17 protein-coding genes and 2 pseudogenes are annotated in these 20,265 nt (G+C 55.4%); 9 read left to right on the top strand and 10 right to left on the bottom strand.

The genetic code is table 11. From position 1 onward, the window contains the following. Positions 1-98: 98 nt before the first annotated feature. Positions 99-1,589, bottom strand: a complete 1,491-nt coding sequence (locus LQK84_RS24185) for an aldehyde dehydrogenase family protein (RefSeq protein ID WP_230831359.1) — start codon at positions 1,587-1,589, stop codon at positions 99-101. A gap of 171 nt (positions 1,590-1,760) precedes the next feature. Between LQK84_RS24185 and LQK84_RS24180 the strand changes: the two genes are divergently transcribed. From LQK84_RS24180 to LQK84_RS24160, 5 genes and pseudogenes are all read left to right on the top strand, one after another. Next, positions 1,761-2,018, top strand: coding sequence for an alcohol dehydrogenase catalytic domain-containing protein (locus tag LQK84_RS24180; protein WP_230831358.1), 258 nt, complete (start codon positions 1,761-1,763; stop codon positions 2,016-2,018). Between the two features lie 596 nt (positions 2,019-2,614). Next, a complete protein-coding gene (locus tag LQK84_RS24175; RefSeq protein WP_230831357.1) occupies positions 2,615-3,802 on the top strand; it encodes a CaiB/BaiF CoA transferase family protein in 1,188 nt (395 codons plus the stop codon). A 29-nt stretch (positions 3,803-3,831) separates the two neighbouring features. Next, positions 3,832-4,626, top strand: a complete 795-nt coding sequence (locus LQK84_RS24170; protein ID WP_230831356.1) for an enoyl-CoA hydratase/isomerase family protein — start codon at positions 3,832-3,834, stop codon at positions 4,624-4,626. A 225-nt stretch (positions 4,627-4,851) separates the two neighbouring features. Continuing rightward, positions 4,852-5,010, top strand: a pseudogene (locus LQK84_RS24165) (transposase); the annotation flags it as partial. A 550-nt stretch (positions 5,011-5,560) separates the two neighbouring features. After that, the gene (locus tag LQK84_RS24160; RefSeq protein ID WP_230831355.1) at positions 5,561-6,766 is read left to right on the top strand and encodes an ABC transporter substrate-binding protein; all 1,206 of its coding nucleotides are present in this window, start codon (positions 5,561-5,563) and stop codon (positions 6,764-6,766) included. Between the two features lie 320 nt (positions 6,767-7,086). Here the strand turns inward: LQK84_RS24160 and LQK84_RS24155 are convergent. Continuing rightward, positions 7,087-7,720, bottom strand: a pseudogene (locus LQK84_RS24155) (IS6 family transposase). Positions 7,721-7,834: 114 nt separating this feature from the next. On the opposite strand from LQK84_RS24155, the gene LQK84_RS24150 reads away from it, so the two are divergent. Further along, entirely contained in the window at positions 7,835-8,596 is a 762-nt protein-coding gene (locus tag LQK84_RS24150) for an IclR family transcriptional regulator (RefSeq protein ID WP_230831354.1), read from the top strand. 391 nt (positions 8,597-8,987) lie between these two features. On the opposite strand, the gene LQK84_RS24145 is transcribed toward LQK84_RS24150, so the two are convergent. The 8 genes from LQK84_RS24145 to LQK84_RS24110 all read right to left on the bottom strand — a co-directional run bounded on the left by LQK84_RS24145 (position 8,988) and on the right by LQK84_RS24110 (position 17,997). Further along, the gene (locus LQK84_RS24145; protein WP_230831353.1) at positions 8,988-10,652 is read right to left on the bottom strand and encodes a flavin-containing monooxygenase; all 1,665 of its coding nucleotides are present in this window, start codon (positions 10,650-10,652) and stop codon (positions 8,988-8,990) included. A gap of 36 nt (positions 10,653-10,688) precedes the next feature. Beyond that, positions 10,689-11,669, bottom strand: coding sequence for an alpha/beta hydrolase (locus tag LQK84_RS24140; protein ID WP_230831352.1), 981 nt, complete (start codon positions 11,667-11,669; stop codon positions 10,689-10,691). A gap of 36 nt (positions 11,670-11,705) precedes the next feature. Then, a complete protein-coding gene (locus tag LQK84_RS24135; protein ID WP_230831351.1) occupies positions 11,706-12,707 on the bottom strand; it encodes a branched-chain amino acid ABC transporter permease in 1,002 nt (333 codons plus the stop codon). Next, a complete protein-coding gene (locus tag LQK84_RS24130; RefSeq protein ID WP_230831350.1) occupies positions 12,704-13,579 on the bottom strand; it encodes a branched-chain amino acid ABC transporter permease in 876 nt (291 codons plus the stop codon). Before LQK84_RS24130 ends, LQK84_RS24135 begins: the two co-directional genes overlap by 4 nt. Positions 13,580-13,679: 100 nt before the next feature. Further along, positions 13,680-14,312 (bottom strand): ABC transporter ATP-binding protein, encoded by a 633-nt coding sequence (locus LQK84_RS24125; RefSeq protein ID WP_442967014.1) that lies wholly within the window; start codon positions 14,310-14,312, stop codon positions 13,680-13,682. 64 nt (positions 14,313-14,376) lie between these two features. Further along, on the bottom strand, positions 14,377-15,144 hold the full coding sequence (locus tag LQK84_RS24120; protein ID WP_230831348.1) for an ABC transporter ATP-binding protein: 768 nt from the start codon (positions 15,142-15,144) through the stop codon (positions 14,377-14,379). Positions 15,145-15,215: 71 nt separating this feature from the next. Next, positions 15,216-16,418 (bottom strand): ABC transporter substrate-binding protein, encoded by a 1,203-nt coding sequence (locus tag LQK84_RS24115; RefSeq protein WP_230831347.1) that lies wholly within the window; start codon positions 16,416-16,418, stop codon positions 15,216-15,218. Between the two features lie 499 nt (positions 16,419-16,917). After that, the gene (locus LQK84_RS24110; protein WP_230831346.1) at positions 16,918-17,997 is read right to left on the bottom strand and encodes an alcohol dehydrogenase; all 1,080 of its coding nucleotides are present in this window, start codon (positions 17,995-17,997) and stop codon (positions 16,918-16,920) included. Positions 17,998-18,114: 117 nt separating this feature from the next. Between LQK84_RS24110 and LQK84_RS24105 the strand changes: the two genes are divergently transcribed. The 3 genes from LQK84_RS24105 to LQK84_RS24095 are packed head-to-tail and all read left to right on the top strand — an operon-like array spanning position 18,115 to position 20,066. After that, entirely contained in the window at positions 18,115-18,444 is a 330-nt protein-coding gene (locus tag LQK84_RS24105; RefSeq protein ID WP_230831345.1) for a hypothetical protein, read from the top strand. Beyond that, on the top strand, positions 18,441-19,205 hold the full coding sequence (locus LQK84_RS24100) for an SDR family NAD(P)-dependent oxidoreductase (RefSeq protein WP_230831344.1): 765 nt from the start codon (positions 18,441-18,443) through the stop codon (positions 19,203-19,205). Before LQK84_RS24105 ends, LQK84_RS24100 begins: the two co-directional genes overlap by 4 nt. Positions 19,206-19,217: 12 nt before the next feature. Next, the gene (locus LQK84_RS24095; RefSeq protein WP_230831343.1) at positions 19,218-20,066 is read left to right on the top strand and encodes an SDR family oxidoreductase; all 849 of its coding nucleotides are present in this window, start codon (positions 19,218-19,220) and stop codon (positions 20,064-20,066) included. Positions 20,067-20,265 lie beyond the last annotated feature (199 nt).

The raw sequence follows: 20,265 nt of genomic DNA, 5'->3' as shown, positions 1-20,265 counted from the left end.
AAACCGCCTGAATTCAAGCGGTCTGATCAATCTCCAAGTGGTAGCCCATCGACGACCTTGTAGAGGAGCGCTGCCCCGCACGGCGCGACAAGCCAAGGCTACAACCGCATATAGACCGATTTGTCTTCGAGGAAAGCATCGATGCCCTCAAAACCATTTTCACGGCCCCACCCCGATTGCTTGAAGCCCCCGAACGGCATGGAATAATCCATAAGACCGTAGCAATTGACCCAGATATTCCCTGCGTCCAGGAGATTGGTAACGCGGTGCGCGGTCGAGAGATCGCGAGTGAATACACCCGCAGCCAAACCGTAAGGGGAATCGTTCCCCACCCTAGCAACGTCCTCGATGCCGTCGAAGGGCACCACGCTGAGTACCGGCCCGAATATCTCTTCGGCCATGATCTTCATTTCCGGCTTTGAGTTGAAAAAGATCGTCGGCTCGACGAAATAACCTTCACGATCGGGCGCCCGCCCGCCTGTGACAAGTTCTGCACCCTCTTCTATCCCGGCCGTAATGTATGACAGAACGCGATTTTTGTGACGCTGCGAGACCAGAGGTCCCAATTCGGTTTCAGGATCGAGTCCATCGCCGATCCGGACCGCTTTTGCCATCGTCTCCAGCCCTGAAACAACGCGGTCAACCGACCGTTTTTGCACATAAAGACGAGAGCCGGCGACGCAAACCTGGCCAGAATTGGCGAATATCGCCCGGAAACAGGTCGGAATGGCGAGGTCCATATCCGCGTCGTCAAAGACGAACACTGGGGACTTGCCGCCGAGCTCAAGGCTTAGTCTTTTGAGATTGCCCGCTGATGCCTTGACAAGTTCCTTGCCAACAGCCGTCGATCCGGTGAATGAGATTTTGTTGACATCGCCGTGACTGGCGAGCGCGGAACCTGCAACAGTGCCCAGCCCGGTGACGATGTTTATTACCCCCGCGGGCACACCTGCGCGCTCGGCGAGCTTCGCAAACTCCAGGGCCGTCAACGACGTGTCTTCCGGGGGTTTGATAACAACGCTGCAACCCGCTGCGAGCGCCGGCGCAACCTTGTTGCAGACGACCAGCAATGGGCCATTCCAGGGGGTGATGAGGCCAGCTACCCCGATCGGCTCGCGGCGCACGAAGGTATGAAAGACCCCCCCCGGTCCGCGCAGTTCTGACGTGCGGCCGTGAATTTTTGTGCACATTCCCGCATAGTATCGAAGTGCTTCCACGCCGCGAGCGATATGAGTTCGGGTGCGGCTGAACGGCATACCGCAATCAAGCGTTTCGATTCTCGCGAGACGGTCGCTGTCCTGTTCGAGCAGATCGGACAGTGCCCACAAGATACGACCTCTTTCGGAGGCTGACATAGATCGCCAGGTGCCGCTATTGAACGCGTGTCGCGCCGCTGCTACGGCTTCATCGATCTCCCGCTCCCCGCCGGCCGAAATTTTTGCGAAGGCGCTCCCCGTTGCGGGATTATAAACGTCTATGACCTGACCATTTTCTGCAGACCGCCATTCACCTCCAATCAGGCAACTTTGCCGTGTATCGGCATAGATATCCAAGGCGGCCTCCGGCCTGACAGCTTCACAGGTGTCCATTTTAACTCCTCCGCATTTACGGTTTGATATGCATGTATGAGAATATTAATTCGTCATTGTGAATTCCTACTTTGGGGCGGCGGGCCTGTCAACGCGGAAGTCATTCGAGGTCGCCGGGGCGAAGGGTTTATCCCTTGAGCGATCGGGATACTTTTGAAATGGGAGGTAGGTATGAAGGCATGGGAACTGGTCGAAAACAACGCTCCACTCGAATGCGTCGAGATCGAGGACCGGCAACTAAAAGGATCAGAAATCGAACTGGAAGTCACGCACTGCGGTGTCTGCCAATCTGATCTTCATGCTTGGCGAGGCTGGTATGATCTCGGAGGCGGGAAAAAGCTCATGCTGGCAGATCGGGGAATCACGCTGCCGCGTGCGTTAGGTCACGAGATTTTCGGTCGGGTCTCGAACTTTGGACCCGACGCATAAGGAGCTCGGATCGGCGACATGCGGATCGCCTATCCCCGGATCGGCTGCGGACAGTGTTATCGCTGTGCGCGAGGCGACGAGTAAGCGAAGGAAAGGTCCCGCTCCAGTCTACCGCATATCCCGACGGACCAGAAAAACATGGCTTCAGCCCCTGTTTCACAAATGCGAAATATAAATCACGTGTGTGAATTCTGTTGCGGTCCGTGAAATCTTGTGGCAAGCCTTGGACCGAGGAATTGTCGAACGCACTGCATTGATGCAGCGCGTCCGACCTTCGATTCCGAGGGGAGTGCACGCGGCCGATTAAGCTTAATTACGGCGGCTCGCGCAAATCGGGAGGACGTCACTTTGCCCTGGATGGGTCTCTGGTTATATCGCGCGCCGAGAGGCGTCGACTGGCTGATACAAGCGAATGCGCCGTTGCCGACAGCGGCTCCGAAGGCCTTCGAACACGTCGGTCCAAGTCGTCGAAATCGCCCAGTCTACCAGTGAACGACATTGTGCAGCTAACGGCAGACATTCTGCGGAAGGCGTTTTGACTTCATCGAATAGAAAGACAGGCTCAAAACGTCTCAGCCTCCAACTAGGATAAAATAATGCAACCATTGAAGGGAATTAGAGTAATCGATTTGTCGAAGGTCCTGGCTGGGCCAATTTGCACACAGGCCCTCGCAGCCCTAGGTGCGGACGTCATCAAAATCGAAAACATCGACGGGGGCGATGAGACGCGGCGGTGGGCGCCGTTGGCCGGAGACACAGGGTCTGCATTCCTGAGCGTAAATGCCGGCAAGCGCAGCCTGGGGCTTAATTTACGCCTCGCGGCCGCACGGAACATCGTCGCCGACCTCGTTGCAAAGTCGGATATAGTTGTGCAGAGTTTTGTGCCAGGCGTCGCCGAGAAATTAGGCGTGGATTATGCGTCACTATCAGTCGCAAATGACAAACTGATTTATTGCAGCATTTCGGGTTTTGGCCAGAAGGGCCCCTTGAGTGGGCTGCCGGGGTATGACGCGATCCTGCAGGCATTTACGGGCGTCATGGCATTGAATGGTGAAGAAGATGGTCCCGCTGTCCGACTGCCTATGTCCCCCGTTGATCAGGCTACCGCGCAATTCGCTACCCAGGGAATCCTCGCCGCCTTGCTCGAATTCAGGCAAACTGGACAGGGTTCCATTGTGGAAGTCTCTTTGCTTGAAACGGCGGTGAAGATGTTGGCGCCGACTTTGCAAGCGTACTGGGCTTCAGGGAAACTGCCGAAGAGATATGGCTCGGGACATCCGTCCATTTCGCCATATCAGGTGTTTGAAACAAAGGACCAGCCCGTTCTCATAGCAATCGCCAACGAGAAATTCTGGCGTCTTTTCTGTCAGATAGCCGACCTGGAAGCTATTGTCGACGAACCTCGATTCCGGACAAACCCCGATCGCGTGAAAAACGGGGCAGAGACGGAAGCGATCGTGTCGGAAGCAATGCGTCGGCACACTGCAGCTGAGTGGTTTGACCTATTCATGCGCGCTGGGATTCCCGCAGCTCCCCTTAACACGATCGCTCAGCTCGTTGAGCACGAGCAGTTGGGTTTCCTTAACATCGTGAATGCGTTCGAAACCCCCGGCTTGGGCAAAATTTCCACGGTGGCCGAGCCAATTCTTCTCAACGGGAAGCGCCCGAAACCCGATCGTGCGCCTCCGGCACTCGGAGAACACACGCGTTCGATATTGGCGACCGAACTTAATTTCTCGGTGGAGAAGATCGAACAGCTAATGGCGGATAACGTCGTCTCCTAGGCCGATTCAACAATTGTCGCGAGGGAAAAATGGAACGCTACTCGAAGTATAGAACACTGAAAATTGAACTGCGTGGAGCCGTTCTCAATGTGACGATGAACCGGCCTGAAAAACTGAATGCTGTCGATTCAAGAATGCATCAAGAACTCTCGACTATTTTTGCCGATGCCAACAGCGACCCGAAGGTGAACATGATTGTGCTCGCCGGCGAAGGACGAGCGTTCAGTGCCGGTGGTGACGTGCAGTGGATGTCGGACCTTGTCGAGGTCGACGGTGAATGGCAACGCAAAGCCGTCGAGAGCCGTCAAATATGGTGGAGTTTGCTGGATCTGGAGAAGATCTTGATTTGCAAACTCAATGGCTTAGTTCGCGGCATGTGCACGACAATCATGTCGCTATGTGATGCAGTGATAGCTGCTGATAGCGCGAGCATCGCAGATACCCACCTTGGCGTCGGTCTTGCCGCCGCAGACGGATGCAATGCGATCTGGCCGCTCCATATGGGATACCTCAGGACAAAAGACCTACTGTTTAACGCCACAGTCTTGAGTGCTACTGAAGCAAAGGACCTGGGCTTGGTTACGCGGGTTGTGCCGAGGGCCTACCTTGACGCCGCGGTTGACGAATACGTCATGGCCTTGGAACGTCAGCCTATCCGCGCGTTGCAGATGACGAAGATTGCGGTCAATAACCAAATGAAACAGCTCGTCTGGCCCTCTCTGGAGAATGGTTTGAATCTTCTGGAGATGTCGAATTTTTCCAAGGAGCACCAGGTCGCGATACGCGCGTTCAACGATCGCAACCGATCCGACAAAGCAGTGTGATTACCCGCGACAGAGGCTTTCTTGAGCGCAGGGGTTCTCGTGCCCTTCACGCCACATTCGAGAGCAAGAAAAATTCGTTTTGAAGCACGGTACGATGGTAAGCGCGATTTTCAGGTCCTGCCGCAGAAATGGGTTCCTGTGATCGAGCGCCATTTCGAGGGTGACCTTGCCCCTCTAAACTAATCCATTTTGAAGTAAGCTCTGGCCCATCGAAAGGACCAGAGAATGAAGCGCAACCGTTTTATAGACGAGCAGATTATCGGGATACTGAAGGAGCACGAAGCTGGCACGTCGGTCTCGGAGCTTTGCCGCAAGCACGGCGTCAGCGATGCGAGCATCTATAAATGGAAGGCCAAATTCGGCGGAATGGACGAATCCGAATCCGCGCCTTCATGGAAGACTAGATCGTGTACATCAGCTTCTAGTTACGACTGAATCTCCTCGAAAGAACCCGTGTAGGGGATGCCGTACGAACTGCCTCCCCTGCAGATAATCGAATAATTCCGGCAGCAAAGCGGTAGTGCCAACGGCGATGACATGATCGCCAACCGGGAATTTTACCAAGGACTGGGTCACGACGCCGAGGCGCGGCTTGCGACTACCTGGTTGCCACTGACATCGGCCATGCGGCACCGAGCGCAATTCGCGTGGGGTGAGGCCGGAGCATGTTCTTCCGGGACATGTGTCACTCCATCAAAACTCGCCGCGTTTCGCCATACGCTTTACAAGGAAGCAGACAGTATCACGTATATGAATGCTTGCGAACGCGAATGCTCTCGGGGTGTGTGGTTTGCGGCCACGATGGCCTAATGTGACTGCCTTGGGGCATCTTTAAGAAATTCATATCCTTGACAATATCTTCGACATACAGAATTATTGCCCTGCCGAGCACCAGAGGAGTGCGTTGAAGGTCTAACCCGGGAGGTTAAATAATATGAGAGCACTGGTAGGTATTGCAGCGGCAATGACGCTGACAATCGGTAGCTTCGCAAACGCGCAGGATGCGAAGCCCGTGAAGATCGGCGTCCTTGAAGACCTTTCGGGAGCCTATGCGGACATAACCGGCAAGGGGACAGTAACAGCAGCGCAGCTCGCTGTTGAAGATTTCGGGAAGACTGTGATAGGACGTCCGATCGAGCTTGTCATTGCAGACCACCAAAACAAGGCCGATATCGGCGCTGCCATCGCGAGGAAATGGTATAACGAAGACAATGTCGACATGATTGTCGGACTCGGCAATTCTTCGGTATCTCTTGCCGTTCGCGAACTCGCAAAGCAGAATGGGAAGATTAATATCGCAGCGAGCCCCGGGACAACAGAACTCACCGGCAAGGCGTGTTCGCCGACCGGGTTTCAGTGGAACAACAACAACTTTGCTCAAGCCAACACGATCGCGTCCTCGATTGTGAAGGCTGGCGGTGAAAAGACGTTCATTATTGCCCCTGACTACACCTTCGGAAAGTCGCTGGCGGAAAACATCACGAAGTTCACTACCAGGGCCGGTGGCAAGGTCGTTGGTCAGGTCTTTCCGCCACTCGGAAACACCGATTTCAGTTCCTTCTTCCTGCAGGCGCAGTCCTCCGGTGCCGACAACATTGCTCTAGCGATGGCTGGAAGTGATCTCATCAACTTCATCAAGCAATCGTCGGAGTTCGGACTTTCTGAAAGCGGGCAGAAAATGTCTGCCTATTCGATGTACATCAGCGATGTCAAAGCCCTTGGGCTAAACCTTACCAAGGGCCTTTATATCGCAGAAACGTACTATTGGGACATGGACGACCAGACAAGAGCGTTCGGGAAGCGTATCCAGGAAAAAATCGGATTGATGCCCAATGGCCTCCAGGTATCTACCTACAGCGCGGTCAATCATTACCTCAAATCCGTCCAGGCAGCAGGGACGACCGATCCTGTAAAAGTAGCCGAGCAAATGCACAAGCTCCCAGTAAACGACTTCTACTCTCATAATGTGCGAGTGAGGGAAGACGGTCAGTTGATGCGAGACTACTACCTGATGAAGGTGAAAGCGCCCGAGGACTCCCATTCCGAATGGGATCTTCTGGAAAAAGTCAGCACAATTCCGAACGGAGCTGCTTATCAAACACCGGCAGAAAGTGAGTGCCCCTTGCTACATCGACCCTGATTTGATTTGCGCTTAAGCAGTATTTCTTGAAAGCTTGCCACCGTCGAGTTTACTCGTGCTAGAATTGAGTTTACGCTTGCGCGAAATCGGCGGTGGTAGTGCTTCCTTTGACCGAGTCGAAGTGAAGTTCGACCACTTGCCCAACAAGGGGCAGTGTTTACCCAGGACTCCCGATGAGGTGCCTGTTAAAGAACAGTGTGAGCGTTATCTCCAGCATGTCGTGGCCTCCTAAACTTAAGGGACAAAGGGCCAGCCCAGCGAAAGAGGCTGTCCGCAGATACTTCTGATGCTCTGGCAATTTTCGCCCACAGGCTCATCGTCTACGCGCGCAGTTCGCGATGATGGCTTGAGGTTATGTCGTGGCGCGGGATGTGAAACAGGTTGGCGATCGGATCGTGGATAGAGACGATGCGTTGTAGATGTCGCTGCGATTTGAAGCGCTTCATGATCCGTTCTCGCCGCCGGACTGGCTGGTGAGAATTCTCCGCCCGATTATTCAACCCTTTGTGTGAGCGATGTTCGACATCCGGCATGATTTCTCGCCTTGCTGCGCCATAGGATCGCAGCTTATCGGTGATGATCACACGGCGTATCCGTCCCTGACCCTTCAAGTTTCGGCGGCTTTGAACGAGAACCTCCAGCACGAAGCCGTCCTGATCAACTGCGCACCGCAGCCAATGCTTCTTGCCGCGGATTGAAACAACGGCCTCATCAAGGTGCCACTTGTCCCCAAGCCGACCGGATGATCAACTACGGATCTCGTTGGCAAAGGTGCGGCCAAATTTTCTCCGCCCACAGCCGGCCGGTTTGGTGCGAGATAATGATTCCGCGGGAAGCCAGCAGGTCTTCGACCATGGGCAGGCTCAAAGGGAAACGAAAATAGAGCCACACGGCGTGGGCAATGACGTCAGCGGGAAAGCGATGTAGGCGATAGAGTGGATCACGGTCTGTCAAGGCCCGTCATTCCCACATCAAATTCCACATTCCGTTAAGTTGACGATGCCATTCAGCATGTTGAAACGTTTTGCCTGGTGGAATAAATGGAGTCAGCTCGACTTGGAGGATTGAATGGCACCGGATAACGTAAAAACCGCTGTGCGGACGCTGGATTTTTTCGAAGTGTTTGCTCGTGTACAGGGACCATTGTCGCTGACTGAACTGGCCAACATGCTTGGAACGCCTACGTCGAGCACACATGCGTTGGTGAAGACTTTGCGCCAACGTGGCTATGTCTATGTGCTTGACGACCGGAAGCTCATCTTTCCCACTAAGCGTATTCTTGCCGTTGCGGAACTCATTGCCCAAAGCGATCCCATCATCGACCTGTTCCAGACAGAAATGAGGAAGCTTCTTGCTGCGACGGACGAGACGATCATCCTCGGCAAGCGGCAAGGTGATTATATTACGTATCTGGAGGTGATGGAGAGCAGCCGCTCCATCCGCTATTCGGCCAAACCCGGCGATATTAAGCCAGTCCACTCCAGCGCAATCGGCAAGGCTATGCTTAGCACACTCTCAGACCCAGAACTACTCACGGTCGTTCGCAAAGTGGGCCTCAAGAAGGTGACGGAGTCGACGATCGTGACGGTCGACGCGCTGATGGAAGATATTCGCGTCGGCCGCCAGAAGAACCTCTTCATCACCCGCGGTGAGAACGTACCCGATGTCATGGCAATGGCCGCCTGCATAAAACTCGGGGGCGAGGCCCTCAGCGTAGCGATTGCTGGTCCGATGGAGCGCATGAGCAAAAAGGAGGCTGAATACACAGATCATCTTCATTCGCTGGTGGGACACTTTTCCCAGATGGAGAAATCCTCCGCATTTGTGTGACAAGTAGCGTAGACGCATCAGGAAACTGGTATGTGTCTGATCAAACGTCCGGAGGCATCCTTGAGAAAAATTCACTTCGGCGCTTGTGGACGGCCGCAACCGCTAACAGTGAGCCAGTCGTCCACTGCCGGAGGGAGGGTCGCCGCTGACAGATCTAAAGCCGACGTGGTGCGCAAAGAACAAAGGCCGGTGAATCGCCAAACGGAATTGTCTGAGAAGACGGACCTACCTGGCGTTCCGTGCCGCAGGTGCGGCCTCCTTATGCTCGGTCGAGAAGTTTGACATTTCAAGAAGGTTAAGGCCGCTTTCAAGAGCAGGCAACATAGGTCCAGCTAACACCTTAGATAGATTTAGGACTCTTATTGCAGTCAAGGGTTGTACAATCGTTCACTCAGTCAAAGTTGGTTTCGATTTGAAGCGGGTTCGTCATTGACGGCTGCAGTGACGAAGCGTTTGGGGCCAGAATAAATCCATCGTAGCCGGCCGAAACGACATCTCGACAAATCTGTCGATACTTATCGACGCCGATGTAAGGCATGAAGACCCGGGCTTTTCCGGGAATGTTGGCGCCCATGTACCACGAGGCGGCGCGTGGGTAGAGTGTCGAATTCGCAACCTCGTTTACATGCTCAACCCATCTATCTTCGGCGGAGACCGTGGGCTCGATGAAGGCAAGGTTTCGTGACCGCAGGTGCTCAAGGCAATCGGCGATCCAGTCGACATGCTGCTCGATCGAAACAATCACGTTGCTTAATACTGAGGGACTTCCAGGTCCGGTTACGGTAAACAAATTTGGAAAGCCGGCGCTCATTAGGCCAAGATAGCTGCGAGGGCCGCTCCGCCATTTTTCGCGCAACTGCTTGCCTTCCCGTCCGCTTATGTCGATTGCGTCGAGTGCCCCGGTGATCGCATCGAAGCCCGTCGCAAAGATGATCGCGTCGAGTTCGATGAGGCTTTCCGCCGTCCGCGCGCCATTTTCCACAATCGTTTCGATCGGTGTTTTCCGCAGGTTGATCAACGAGACGTTCGGTCGGTTAAAGGTCTCGTAGTAGTCTGTGTCCACGCAGATACGCTTTGTAAAAATGGGATAATCGCGAGGCGAAAGCGCTTCGGCTAGGGTCGGATCCTTGACGATCTCGCGAATCCGCTCCCGTACGAATTCGGCTGCTGTATCGTTTGCCCTTTCATCCGTAAGCAAGTCATTGAAGGCATGCATGAAGTTGGCTCCGCCCTTTTTCCAACGGGCGGAATATTCGTGTGCTCTCTCTTCCTCCGACGCCAGAAGCGCGGATGTCTTCGCGAAATCGTAGATCGTGCCCGATCGCGTGGCTTCACGCGCAAAGCGTCGGTGCTCCGCGTAATTCCCCTTCCAATTAGCTACTTCGGATTGAGTTAACGGAGCATTGCGCGCAGGCACTGTGAAGTTTGGCGTCCGCTGAAAGACATAGAGGTGCTTGGCCTGTTTGGCCATCTCGGGTATCACCTGGATACCTGACGAACCCGTTCCGATCACCCCTACACGTTTGCCTGCAAAGTCGACGCCCTCATGGGGCCAGCTACCGGTATGGAAGATGGCTCCGCGGAAATCTGCTAAACCCCGCAAGTCAGGAATCCTCGCATTTGACAGACAGCCCGTCGCCATGATGCAGTAACTGGCGTCGATGGATTCTCCTCCTCCGGTGGTCAAGCGCCAGAAGCTGCCTCCCTCGTCAAAACGCGCGGCGTCGATGCGCGTCTTGAACTGGATATCAGACCGCAAGCCGAACCTGTCCGCCACGTGATTAATGTACCGCAATATCTCCGGCTGTGTTGCGAAGCGTTCCGTCCAGGTCCACTCCTGCTGCAGGTCTTCGCTAAAGGAATAGGAATACTGCATGCTTTCAACATCACACCGGGCGCCGGGATATCGGTTCCAGTACCAAGTTCCCCCAACGTCGTCAGCAGCTTCGAACACCCTGGTCCGGAACCCCATGGCCCTAAGCTTGTGCAGCATATACAGCCCGGCGAAACCTGCTCCGATGACTGCAACGTCCAGTGAAGGTTTTTTGTTGCTCATGCTATACCTCACTTTGATCTGTATTAATGAAGAAAATCAGCGCGCGTCACCGCCGGCTCGCAAGTCGCGCAATGCCGGTTCGGTCAGCGCCGTCCGTTGGCGTGGGAGCGAGCCCAGCCGCTTGATCTCAGCGCTCACCTTTTGCAGTTCCGTGCGAGCGATCTCGAATATGTTGAACAGCCGGATGTAGCCGTGCGTTACGCCTTCCACCCGCCAACTTCGAACCATTACGCCGGCAGTCGCCAGTTTTTCCGCATAGGCCTCTCCCTCGTCACGCAACACATCGTACTCTGCTGATATGATTGTTGTCGGAGGCGTATCGGTAGGGACATCGGCGCGAAGTATCGAGATGTCCGGCAACGCCCATTGGTTGTCTAAGGCGTAATGTCCGAAGAACCATTGCATATCGCTGGCGCTAAGGGGCAGCCCCACACCGTGGTTCGAGTAGGATTGCGTGGCAAAATCGCAGTCGGTGACCGGGTAAGAAAGGATTTGACCGGCGATCTGCTTTCGCAGTGAGCATGTGCGAACGGTAACCGCAGCGAGATTGCCGCCCGCACTGTCGCCCGCAATGATGAGCGGAGAGAACGACCGAACCCCTTCGACGCTGCCGCTCAGACATGCAGCCAAGGTGTCCTGGCAATCTTCAACGGCAGCCGGGAAGGGATGTTCGGGGGCTAGCCTATAATCGACCAGCAGGATCCCGTATCCAGTCTCTGAGGCCAGCGCACGGCAGTAGGCGTCGAAATCATCGAGCCCCCCAATTACCCAGCCCCCGCCGTGCAGGTACAAAACCAAACCGGATGGGGACTGGCTTGGCAGAAAATATCGCCCTTGAACGGAGCCGCTACGCGTCGGTATAGTGACGGGGATAACAGCGTGGAGCTCTGGTCCTGCTCCCAATGCGCCACGGGCAACTGCCATGTTGCGTCGGGCATCTTCGGGAGAGCCGCTCGAAATGGCCGGAGCGCCAGCGGACCTTTCGAGCAATGCGCTCATGATCGGATGAAGTGGCATGACGACGGACCTCCTCTTATCTTCTGAGTTCGTTGCTTATGTGGACCGCCCTGACTCGACGACGCTCGTTGTAAAGTCCTTTTGCGACGAGGCGCTTCGAGCCTGGCGCATCCTGAATAACCGCTCGACCTCTCCGGCGATGCCGCGTCGGAAGAGAAGCACGGTGAGGAAAAAGATCGCGCCCTGGATGGTGATCACCCACTCGGCAAAGCCCGTTAGATAATTCTGAAGCGTCAAAATCACGCCCGCTCCAATTATCGGCCCGACTGCAGTGCCGATCCCCCCAATCAGAGCCATGAGGATGACCTCGCCCGACGTGCTCCAGTGAACATCAACCAGGGTGACGAGTTGCAACGCTATCGCCTTTAGTGAACCGGCCAATCCAGCAAGCGCCGCCGACAAGGTGAAGGCGATGACCTTGAAGCGGTCGACATCGTACCCGAGCGAGATCATCCTGTTCTCGTTGTCACGGATGCCTTTCAATACATGCCCGAATGGGGAATGTACGGTCCGGTAAATGACGAACATCGCAGCCGCGACGACCGCGAGGATCAGGTAGTAAAGTGTCAGCTCGTTCGAGATGTCGAAGATGCCGAACAGGGGGCTGCGGGGGATTGCGGTCAGACCGTTCTCGCCACCGGTAACGCTCGATTGGGCGCACAAGAAATAGAACATTTGAGCAAGGGCGAGCGTGATCATGGAGAAATAGATGCCACGTCGGCGAATAGAGGTGACCCCCATGACGAGTCCCAAGGCTGCCGCGAAAATCACCCCGATGAGGATGCTGACTTCGGGAGTCAGGCCGAGATCGCGCAACATGTATCCTGTTGCGTAGGACGCGCCTCCGAAGAAAACTGCGTGCCCGAACGCAAGAAGCCCGACATAGCCCACCAAGAGATTGTAGGCACTCGCAAACAGCGCGAAGCATAGCAGGTTCATCAGGAATCCTGGGTAGACATAGTGCGGTGCCAAGAGTCCTGCGCCAAGAAAAACCAGCAAGATGAGCGAGGAGGGACGCAGCGCAAAAATATGCATCATACCACCTCGCGACCAAAGACGCCGGCTGGCTTGACCAACAGCACAGCGACCATCACAGCAAAAATCACCGTCGACGATGCAGGCGGGTAAACGAGCTTCGTGATGCCTTCCAGAACCCCAAGAGCGAAACCCGCGAGAATGGCGCCGCCAAGCGATCCCATTCCGCCGATGACAACGACGGCGAAGACGACAATCAGTAAATGAGAACCCATGCTCGGACTGACCTGATAAATCGGGGCGGCCATAACGCCGGCAAGACCGGCCAATCCGACCCCCCAGCCATAGGTGAGCGTCACCATAACAGGCACGTTGATGCCGAAAGTTCGTAGGAGATCAGGCCGCTCCGTTGCCGCGCGGAGATATGACCCTAGCTTGGATTTCTCAATGACCAGCCAAGTGCCGACACAGATTGCCAACGACACAACGACGACCCAGCCGCGATAGAACGGAAGAAACATGAAACCCAGATTAATCCCGCCGATCAACGGGTTCGCGTAGGGGACGCCTGAAGAGCCGAACAGCGCGCGCAGTGTGCCTTCGGTCATCAAGCCCAGACTGAAGGTCAGCAGCAGCTGATAGGTGGGTTCTGTGTCGTAAAGTCTTCGCAAGAACAGCCGTTCGAAGAGAACTCCGAATATGCCAACGATGACGGGTGCTAGAACGAGAGCGCCCCAGTAGGGCACTTCGGCATAACGTGAAAGGATGAGCGCGGCAAAGGCACCCAAAGCAAATTGAGCGCCATGGGCGAAGTTCACAACACGAAGTAATCCGAAGATAATTGCTAGACCTAAGCTTAGCAGAGCATAGAATGCACCGTTGATCAGCCCAAGAAGAAGCTGGCCTAATATTGTCTGGATCGGAATGTTCAACATGTTACGTTCCTGCCGAGAAATGGTTAAGCTGAATGAACAGCTTTTATTCTGACTTGTAGGTTCCGTCGCGTTGAGACGGTTCAACGTTCTGAGTCGCGAACTAGACGCTGAGAAGTGCAAGAATTTCGCTTGCATCGCGGCGCGCGTGCTCTGCGATAGCGCCAGCGACGATTTTGCCGTTTTCAACGACGTACAGTCTGTCGGAGAGTTGAAGGGCAAAGTCGAAGCTTTGCTCGATCATCAGGATCGTATATCCGCGTTTCTTGAGTTGTGCTATGATGTCCCCGATGTGATCAACGATTACCGGAGCAAGTCCTTCTGTTGGCTCGTCAAGCAGCAGACATTTCGCCCCGGTCCGGAGAATTCGTGCGATAGCAAGCATCTGCTGCTCGCCACCGGAAAGCTTAGTGCCCTGGCTGGAACGCCGCTCCTTCAGCCGCGGAAAGAGTTCGTAGATTTCCTCGGTGGCGAGACCGCCTGGATGCAAGATTGGCGGCAGGAGCAAGTTCTCCTCGACAGAAAGACTGGAGAAGATCCCGCGCTCCTCCGGGCAGTACGCAATTCCCAGCCGCGCGATTTTCTCTGGCGGCATCTGAGTTACCTCTGTTCCGGCGATTTTGATGGATCCCGATCGAGGTATCAGCCCCATGATCGATCGCATCGTTGTAGTTTTGCCAGCGCCGTTTCGACCAAGCAACGTCACAAGCTCACCTTTGTCGACTTCGAAGGTCATTCCGTACAATGCCTGCGAAGGGCCATAGCTGGCGCGAAGCTCCCGAACCGCTATTTGAGGTGCGTTAGCCAATTGCCCGCTCCTCCACTCTGCGACCGAGGTAAGCCGACATTACCTCGGGGTTTGTCGAAACTTCGGCATATGTACCTTCGGTAAGGATTCTGCCGCGGGTCAGTACGGATATGCGATCCGACAATTCGGCAACGACCTTCAGGTTGTGCTCGACCATCAGCACGGTGCAGTTGTTGCTGATTTTGCGAATGAGATTGATGATCGGCTGAATATCCTCGTGCCCCATTCCGGAAGTGGGTTCGTCGAGCAGCAGGAGCTGAGGGTCCAACGCGACGGTGGTTGCGATCTCCAATGCACGCTTGCGCCCATAGGAGATTTCGCTGGCCAGCATCGAAGCGGATCCGGCGAGACCAACAAGGTCAAGCAACTCCATCGCCCTCCCGTCCAGTCCACGAAGCGACGCTTCAGGACGCCAGAAACGGTATGGCGCCTTGGTCGGCCGCATCAGAGCCAGCCGTACATTCTCGAGCAACGTCATGCTCGCGAAAGTCGCGGAGATCTGGAAGCTGCGAACCATCCCCATCCGCGCCACCGCGGCAGGCTGCGCGTTGGTGATATCCTCACCGTTGAACACAAGCCGCCCACTGCTCGGGGTGAGGAACTTTGTGATCAAGCTGAAACAAGTTGTCTTGCCGGCTCCGTTCGGACCGATAAGCGCATGGATCGACCCGCGCTTTATCGAAAGGCTTGCTTTGTCGACGGCACAGAAGCCGGCGAACTCCTTGACGAGGTCTGTCGCTTCGAGGATGTAGTCGTTCATTCAAGCCTCCTGACTGTACGGGCAACGCCCTCACAGCTCCTTAACGATACGTTGTCAGGTTCCGGCGCGACCTACTTGGCCAGAGGGCACACGGACGGGTCTGCAGGCGCGAATGCGTCCTTTGCCGGGATCGTTCGCAGAACGCTGAATAGATCCCAATCGCCAGTGGACTCTTCAGGCTTCTTCGCTTGCAGGACAAGCATATCCCTCATAACCCGGCCATCGGGGCGGATGGTTCCGTTCTTGGTCATGAAATCGTTGATCGGGATGTCCTTCATCTTAGCGATAACCTTGAGAGCGTCATCGCTTCCTACGGCCTCGACGGCCTTGAGATAGTGCAGTACTGCACCATAGGCCGAAGCCTGCATCTGGTTGGGCATCTTGCCCGTCTTCCTCTTGAAACGCTCGGCGAACGCACGGCTTTCGTCGCTCGAATTCCAATAGTAGGACGATGTGTCGATAAGGCCCTGAGCCGTCTTCAGTCCAAGCGCCTTAATGTCCTGTATGTCGACGGACATCAGAGCAATCGTTTGGTTCGGACGAATACCGAATTCCTCGCTTTGTTTGACGATGTTCGTGCCGATGTTTGTGATGGTGGCCAGTCCGATCACTTTAGCGCCCGAGCTTTGCGCCTTGAGAAGGTCCGAGGAGAAGTCGGTGGCATCGATGGGGTGGCGGGTGGATCCGATAACTTTGCCGCCGGCTTTCTCGATTATCTTAGTGGCATCTCGTTGCAGGTTGTCGCCATATGCATAGTCTACGGTGAGAAAATACCAGGTGTCCCCCCCATGCGCGAGCGCTTCGGTTACAGCACCGACCGCATCAGCGTAACTGTTATATGTCCAGTGGATTCCGTTCGGACTGCAATTCTTGCCGGTAATATCGGCGCTGCCGGTGGAGATGTAGATCACCGCCTTATTTTTATCTTTCGCAAGCGCCTGGATACCTAGCGCCACGCTGGTGACACCTACGTCGAAGATAGCGCTGACACCCCCGTCATACCACTTGCGCGCCAGGCCAACACCCACGTCTGGTTTGTTTAGATGGTCCCCCGCGATGATCTCGATCGGACGGCCGAGCACCTTGCCCCCGAAATCGTCAACAGCGAAGCGCATCGCCTCTGTTGTAGCTGGCCCGGAAATGTCAACGTTCACGCCCGACAGATCTGTCAGATGACCGATCTTGAACGGCTCCTGTGCCCTTGATGTCGAAAACAACGCGAGCGACGCAATCACGCAGATGCCACAGGCTATTGAAAAACGCTTCAATTTCATTGTCTCTCTCCTCCCCAGGTAGTCTTTTGTAAACGACCGGATCGACCGTCTTCTTCGATTTTCTTCCAGACGGAAAGCGATAAGTTTCAGCCTGTCGAAAACAATTTCACAAATGTAACAAGCGAAACATGATAGTCAAGCGGAAATCTTTGTCTGGATTTCTGTAGGCACTTCGCGCGAGTGCTGGCATTGTTTGCCGGCAGCGTCCCGTTACCCTGCCGGGATCCACAACATGCAGGGGCGACGTCCGCTGGGCTCGCTTTTTTCTTTTTTTCCAAAGACTTGCCGGGAATCTGACTTTTGTGTCGGAAACATGATTGACTGTAATCCTGCCGCGTTTGCCGACTGATATTCCAGCCATAGGCGCGCTGAATCGACCGCTGCTTTTTGCGCTTCGGTCAAACCAGGGCGACACCTGGCGCAAGATAGTCGGGGAACGCAAGCGAGATGGAGGCTGCGCCCATAGATTGGGAGAAAGCCCCATCATGAATTGGACGAGTTAGACGAGAACTAGTCGTCCCACTACCTTGCCATCGTGCAGCATCGACATCGCCTCGTTTGTCAAGGATTTGTCCATTAGGGTGATCGGAACCGGATTGAGTTCGCCGCTATTTGCCAATTCGACCACCCCGCGGAGTTCCTGAAGCGTTCCTGAATTAGTGCCGCGAATCGTCTTGCCACTGAACACCATGCTCGGCAACGATAGCGGAATCTCGCCATTGCCTACTCCGACAAGAACAAGCTTGCCGTTCTTGGCCAGGCATTCCAATCCGAGCTTAGCGGTCACCGGTGAATTCACAAAATCCAGCGCCGCGGCAAAGGGGCCGTCTGCACTTCTAATAAGCGCTTCCCGCACATCGGGCATTCTTGAATCAACGACTGCTCTGGCACCCGCCTCCAATGCAGCCTGCAGCTTGTCATCATCTATGTCGGTGGCCACGATATTGTGATGGCCTTTGGCGCGAAGCATGGCTATCGCCGCCAAACCGAGACCGCCGCACCCGATTAGGAGGACTGCGTCGTCCGGCTCGAGCGGCATAATTTTAGCGGCTGCCGAATATACGGTTAGTCCTGAGCACGCGAGTGTCGCAGCCCAGGCGGGATCGATGCGACCCGGATCAACGAGGTAACGTGCATCGGGCACGATAATCTGACTGGCGAAGCCGCCATGCTCTTTGATGCCGATCGTGCGCATATTGTCGCAGAGGTTTTCGTCGCCGCGTCTGCACATCTTACAGTGCCCGCAACCGATCCACGGATAGACAATCCGCACATCGCCGATCTCCGCACCGTGGACCTCTGGCCCCAGTTCCACGACACGACCCAACACTTCATGTCCAAGTGCACGCGGCAGAGTGATACCACGATCCGCCAGCGAAAGCGCTCTTCCGCCGCCAAGGTCGTACCAGCCTCGACACACGTGAAGATCCGAATGGCATACGCCGCAATGCGTTACCCTCAGCCGCACCTCACCGCCCTTCAGGGGTCGATCCTCTATCTCCATGCACACTAACGGAGCATCGTTCTTTACCAACACCCATCCCTGCATCGCATTCCTCCGATTGTCGATGAAACTCATGACATGCCTACAGCACCTGAAGGGGTGTTGACACGCTTATTGCACGATAATAGCATTTCTACCTGTCGAAGAGTAGTTCATATATGAAGATAATTTCGGGCCGGGTGGAGAAGCGGCATGGTTGCGCCGATGAACGATAGGAATAAGGCGCTGGAAAACCAGCAGGAGGTCCCTGTGACGCATGGTCTGTGGATAGGAGGACGTTGGTGCGAAGCGACGTTCGGCAAAACCATAGACTTCTACAATGCGGCGAGCGGCCGTGTGTTCTCGACGATCTCCGCTGGCAATGGACAGGATGTCGATCGGACGGTCGCGGCTGCGCGGCACCCATTCAGCGCCAGCGTCTGGCGAGGGATGACCACCGCCGACCGTGGGGTGATATCCGCTTCTGGGCGATCGCTTAGATTGTCGATGAAGTTCGCTTGCGAAAGAGAGGTATTTTCATGACGAGGTTTAAGGGAAAGGCCTGTCTTGTTACCGGCGGAGCCGCCGGTATCGGCGAGGCGGTGGCTGCCCGCTTGGTGGCCGAAGGTGGTAACGTAATGATAGTGGACGTCGACGGAACCCGCGCACGAGACGCCGCTGAACGGCTGGGCGGTTCCGCGCGATATGTTGCTGCCGACGTGAGCAAGGAGGCTGATGCACGCCGATATGTCGAGGAAACGCTCTCCGTTTTCGGTCGCATTGATGTTGCTTTCTTAAATGCTGGTATCGAGGGCAAATACGGAAGGATCGTCGACCAATCTGTCGATACCCTCGATCACGTGCTGGCAGTTAATGTGCGCGGTGTCTGGCTGGGGCTCGCCGCCATCATGCCGCATATGTCGCAGAAAGGAGGAGGAAGTATCTTGGTGACATCGTCCGTCGGGGGATTGCGGGCCGCACCCGGATGGGGCGCGTATGCCACCAGCAAGCATGCAGTAATCGGTCTCGCCAAGACGGCCGCGGTCGAGGGTTCGTCCTCGGGGATCCGCGTGAACCTTCTAAATCCCGCACCAATCGAGACCAGGATGATCGGATCTATCGATGAGCAGATGGCGCAAGCGGGGATGGTGGCCACTGCGCAGACAAGGAACACTCGGATTCCTCTTGGCCGTTATGGCCGTGTCGAGGAGGCTGCAGCATTGGCGGCGTTCCTGCTAAGCGACGAAGCAAGCTTCTGCACGGGCGGAGTTTATCTGGTTGACGGCGGCACTATCGCAGCTTGACGGAGGGATCAGTTGGAGATTGTCGATAAAGTAGCGCTGATCACGGGCGGCGCGTCGGGCATAGGACGTGCAATCGGTACTTCCCTCGCACGGAGGGGCGCCAGGGTCGTGATTGCCGACATCGATGAGAACGCAGCCGACGATGTCGTGTCCTCACTCGTTAATCAGGAGATGCGCGCGATTTCCGTCGAACTGGATGTGGCATCGCAGCAATCGTGGGAAGCCGCACGCGCCAAGGTTGAGGATGTGTTCGGCCCGGTCGACATTCTCTGCAACAATGCAGGCGTCGGGACAGCGCGCAAGCCGCTCGACCAATTGTCAGATCGCGATTGGACATTCGTCTTCGACGTGAACGCGCGCGGCGTGATCAACGGCATTAGGAGCATCCTACCCTCAATGCGCCAGCGCCAGTCTGACTGCCATATCGTAAACACCGGCTCGGTCTTGTCGTTTTTTGCCCTAGACGGGGCTGGTGACTACGTTGCTTCGAAATATGCTGTCTTGGGAATTTCCGAGACCTTGGCCTTGGAATTGCGGAACACACGGATCGGAGTTTCAGTGCTCTGCCCAGGATTGGTCGATACCCCGATCGCCCAAAATACGTCGCGACGCACCGGGCGTGCCTTTGATCCCGCCTCGAACGGTAGAATGGCATCGAAACCAGCGGGACTGGATCCTGCAGTGGTGGGAAATTCTGTGGTGGCGGCTATTCAGACTGGTGAATTCTTCATCTTCACACACCCCGAATATGGCGAATACTTGGTTCGCCGTGCAGAGGTAGTTCAAGAAGCACTATGTCGTTCCCCTTCCTTAGGTACAAGAGACGATACTACTTTCCTTGCCAGCGCTTTTCAGGACTAGCGCTATTCAGCGTTTTTATGAATCTGTTGGGATTCCCAAATCAGTTTTGTTCTGATTCTCTGATGCTGTTTTGATGGTAAGCATCCGGCGAAGGCCGCGGTTCAGGCCGCCTGAGCACTCAACGTGTGGGGTGTCCAGTTCCAGGGAAGGAGTTGCTCTAGCCTGCCGATCGGCGTGTCGGCAATGTTGGCGAGAACGT

Source organism: Rhizobium sp. C4, assembly GCF_021026315.1.
In the GTDB taxonomy this organism is placed as follows: Bacteria; Pseudomonadota; Alphaproteobacteria; order Rhizobiales; family Rhizobiaceae; genus Ensifer_A.
The sequence above is the reverse complement of the archived record's forward strand: the minus strand, read 5'-3'. Positions and strand labels throughout refer to the sequence as shown.

Bases quoted from the DNA above. Each gene is read 5' to 3' on its own strand.
- LQK84_RS24185 (WP_230831359.1), bottom strand. From the start codon at position 1,589: ATGGACACCTGTGAAGCTGTCAGGCCGGAGGCCGCCTTGGATATCTAT.
- LQK84_RS24180 (WP_230831358.1), top strand. From the start codon at position 1,761: ATGAAGGCATGGGAACTGGTCGAAAACAACGCTCCACTCGAATGCGTC.
- LQK84_RS24175 (WP_230831357.1), top strand. From the start codon at position 2,615: ATGCAACCATTGAAGGGAATTAGAGTAATCGATTTGTCGAAGGTCCTG.
- LQK84_RS24170 (WP_230831356.1), top strand. From the start codon at position 3,832: ATGGAACGCTACTCGAAGTATAGAACACTGAAAATTGAACTGCGTGGA.
- LQK84_RS24160 (WP_230831355.1), top strand. From the start codon at position 5,561: ATGAGAGCACTGGTAGGTATTGCAGCGGCAATGACGCTGACAATCGGT.
- LQK84_RS24150 (WP_230831354.1), top strand. From the start codon at position 7,835: ATGGCACCGGATAACGTAAAAACCGCTGTGCGGACGCTGGATTTTTTC.
- LQK84_RS24145 (WP_230831353.1), bottom strand. From the start codon at position 10,652: ATGAGCAACAAAAAACCTTCACTGGACGTTGCAGTCATCGGAGCAGGT.
- LQK84_RS24140 (WP_230831352.1), bottom strand. From the start codon at position 11,669: ATGCCACTTCATCCGATCATGAGCGCATTGCTCGAAAGGTCCGCTGGC.
- LQK84_RS24135 (WP_230831351.1), bottom strand. From the start codon at position 12,707: ATGATGCATATTTTTGCGCTGCGTCCCTCCTCGCTCATCTTGCTGGTT.
- LQK84_RS24130 (WP_230831350.1), bottom strand. From the start codon at position 13,579: ATGTTGAACATTCCGATCCAGACAATATTAGGCCAGCTTCTTCTTGGG.
- LQK84_RS24125 (WP_442967014.1), bottom strand. From the start codon at position 14,312: ATGACCTTCGAAGTCGACAAAGGTGAGCTTGTGACGTTGCTTGGTCGA.
- LQK84_RS24120 (WP_230831348.1), bottom strand. From the start codon at position 15,144: ATGAACGACTACATCCTCGAAGCGACAGACCTCGTCAAGGAGTTCGCC.
- LQK84_RS24115 (WP_230831347.1), bottom strand. From the start codon at position 16,418: ATGAAATTGAAGCGTTTTTCAATAGCCTGTGGCATCTGCGTGATTGCG.
- LQK84_RS24110 (WP_230831346.1), bottom strand. From the start codon at position 17,997: ATGAGTTTCATCGACAATCGGAGGAATGCGATGCAGGGATGGGTGTTG.
- LQK84_RS24105 (WP_230831345.1), top strand. From the start codon at position 18,115: ATGGTTGCGCCGATGAACGATAGGAATAAGGCGCTGGAAAACCAGCAG.
- LQK84_RS24100 (WP_230831344.1), top strand. From the start codon at position 18,441: ATGACGAGGTTTAAGGGAAAGGCCTGTCTTGTTACCGGCGGAGCCGCC.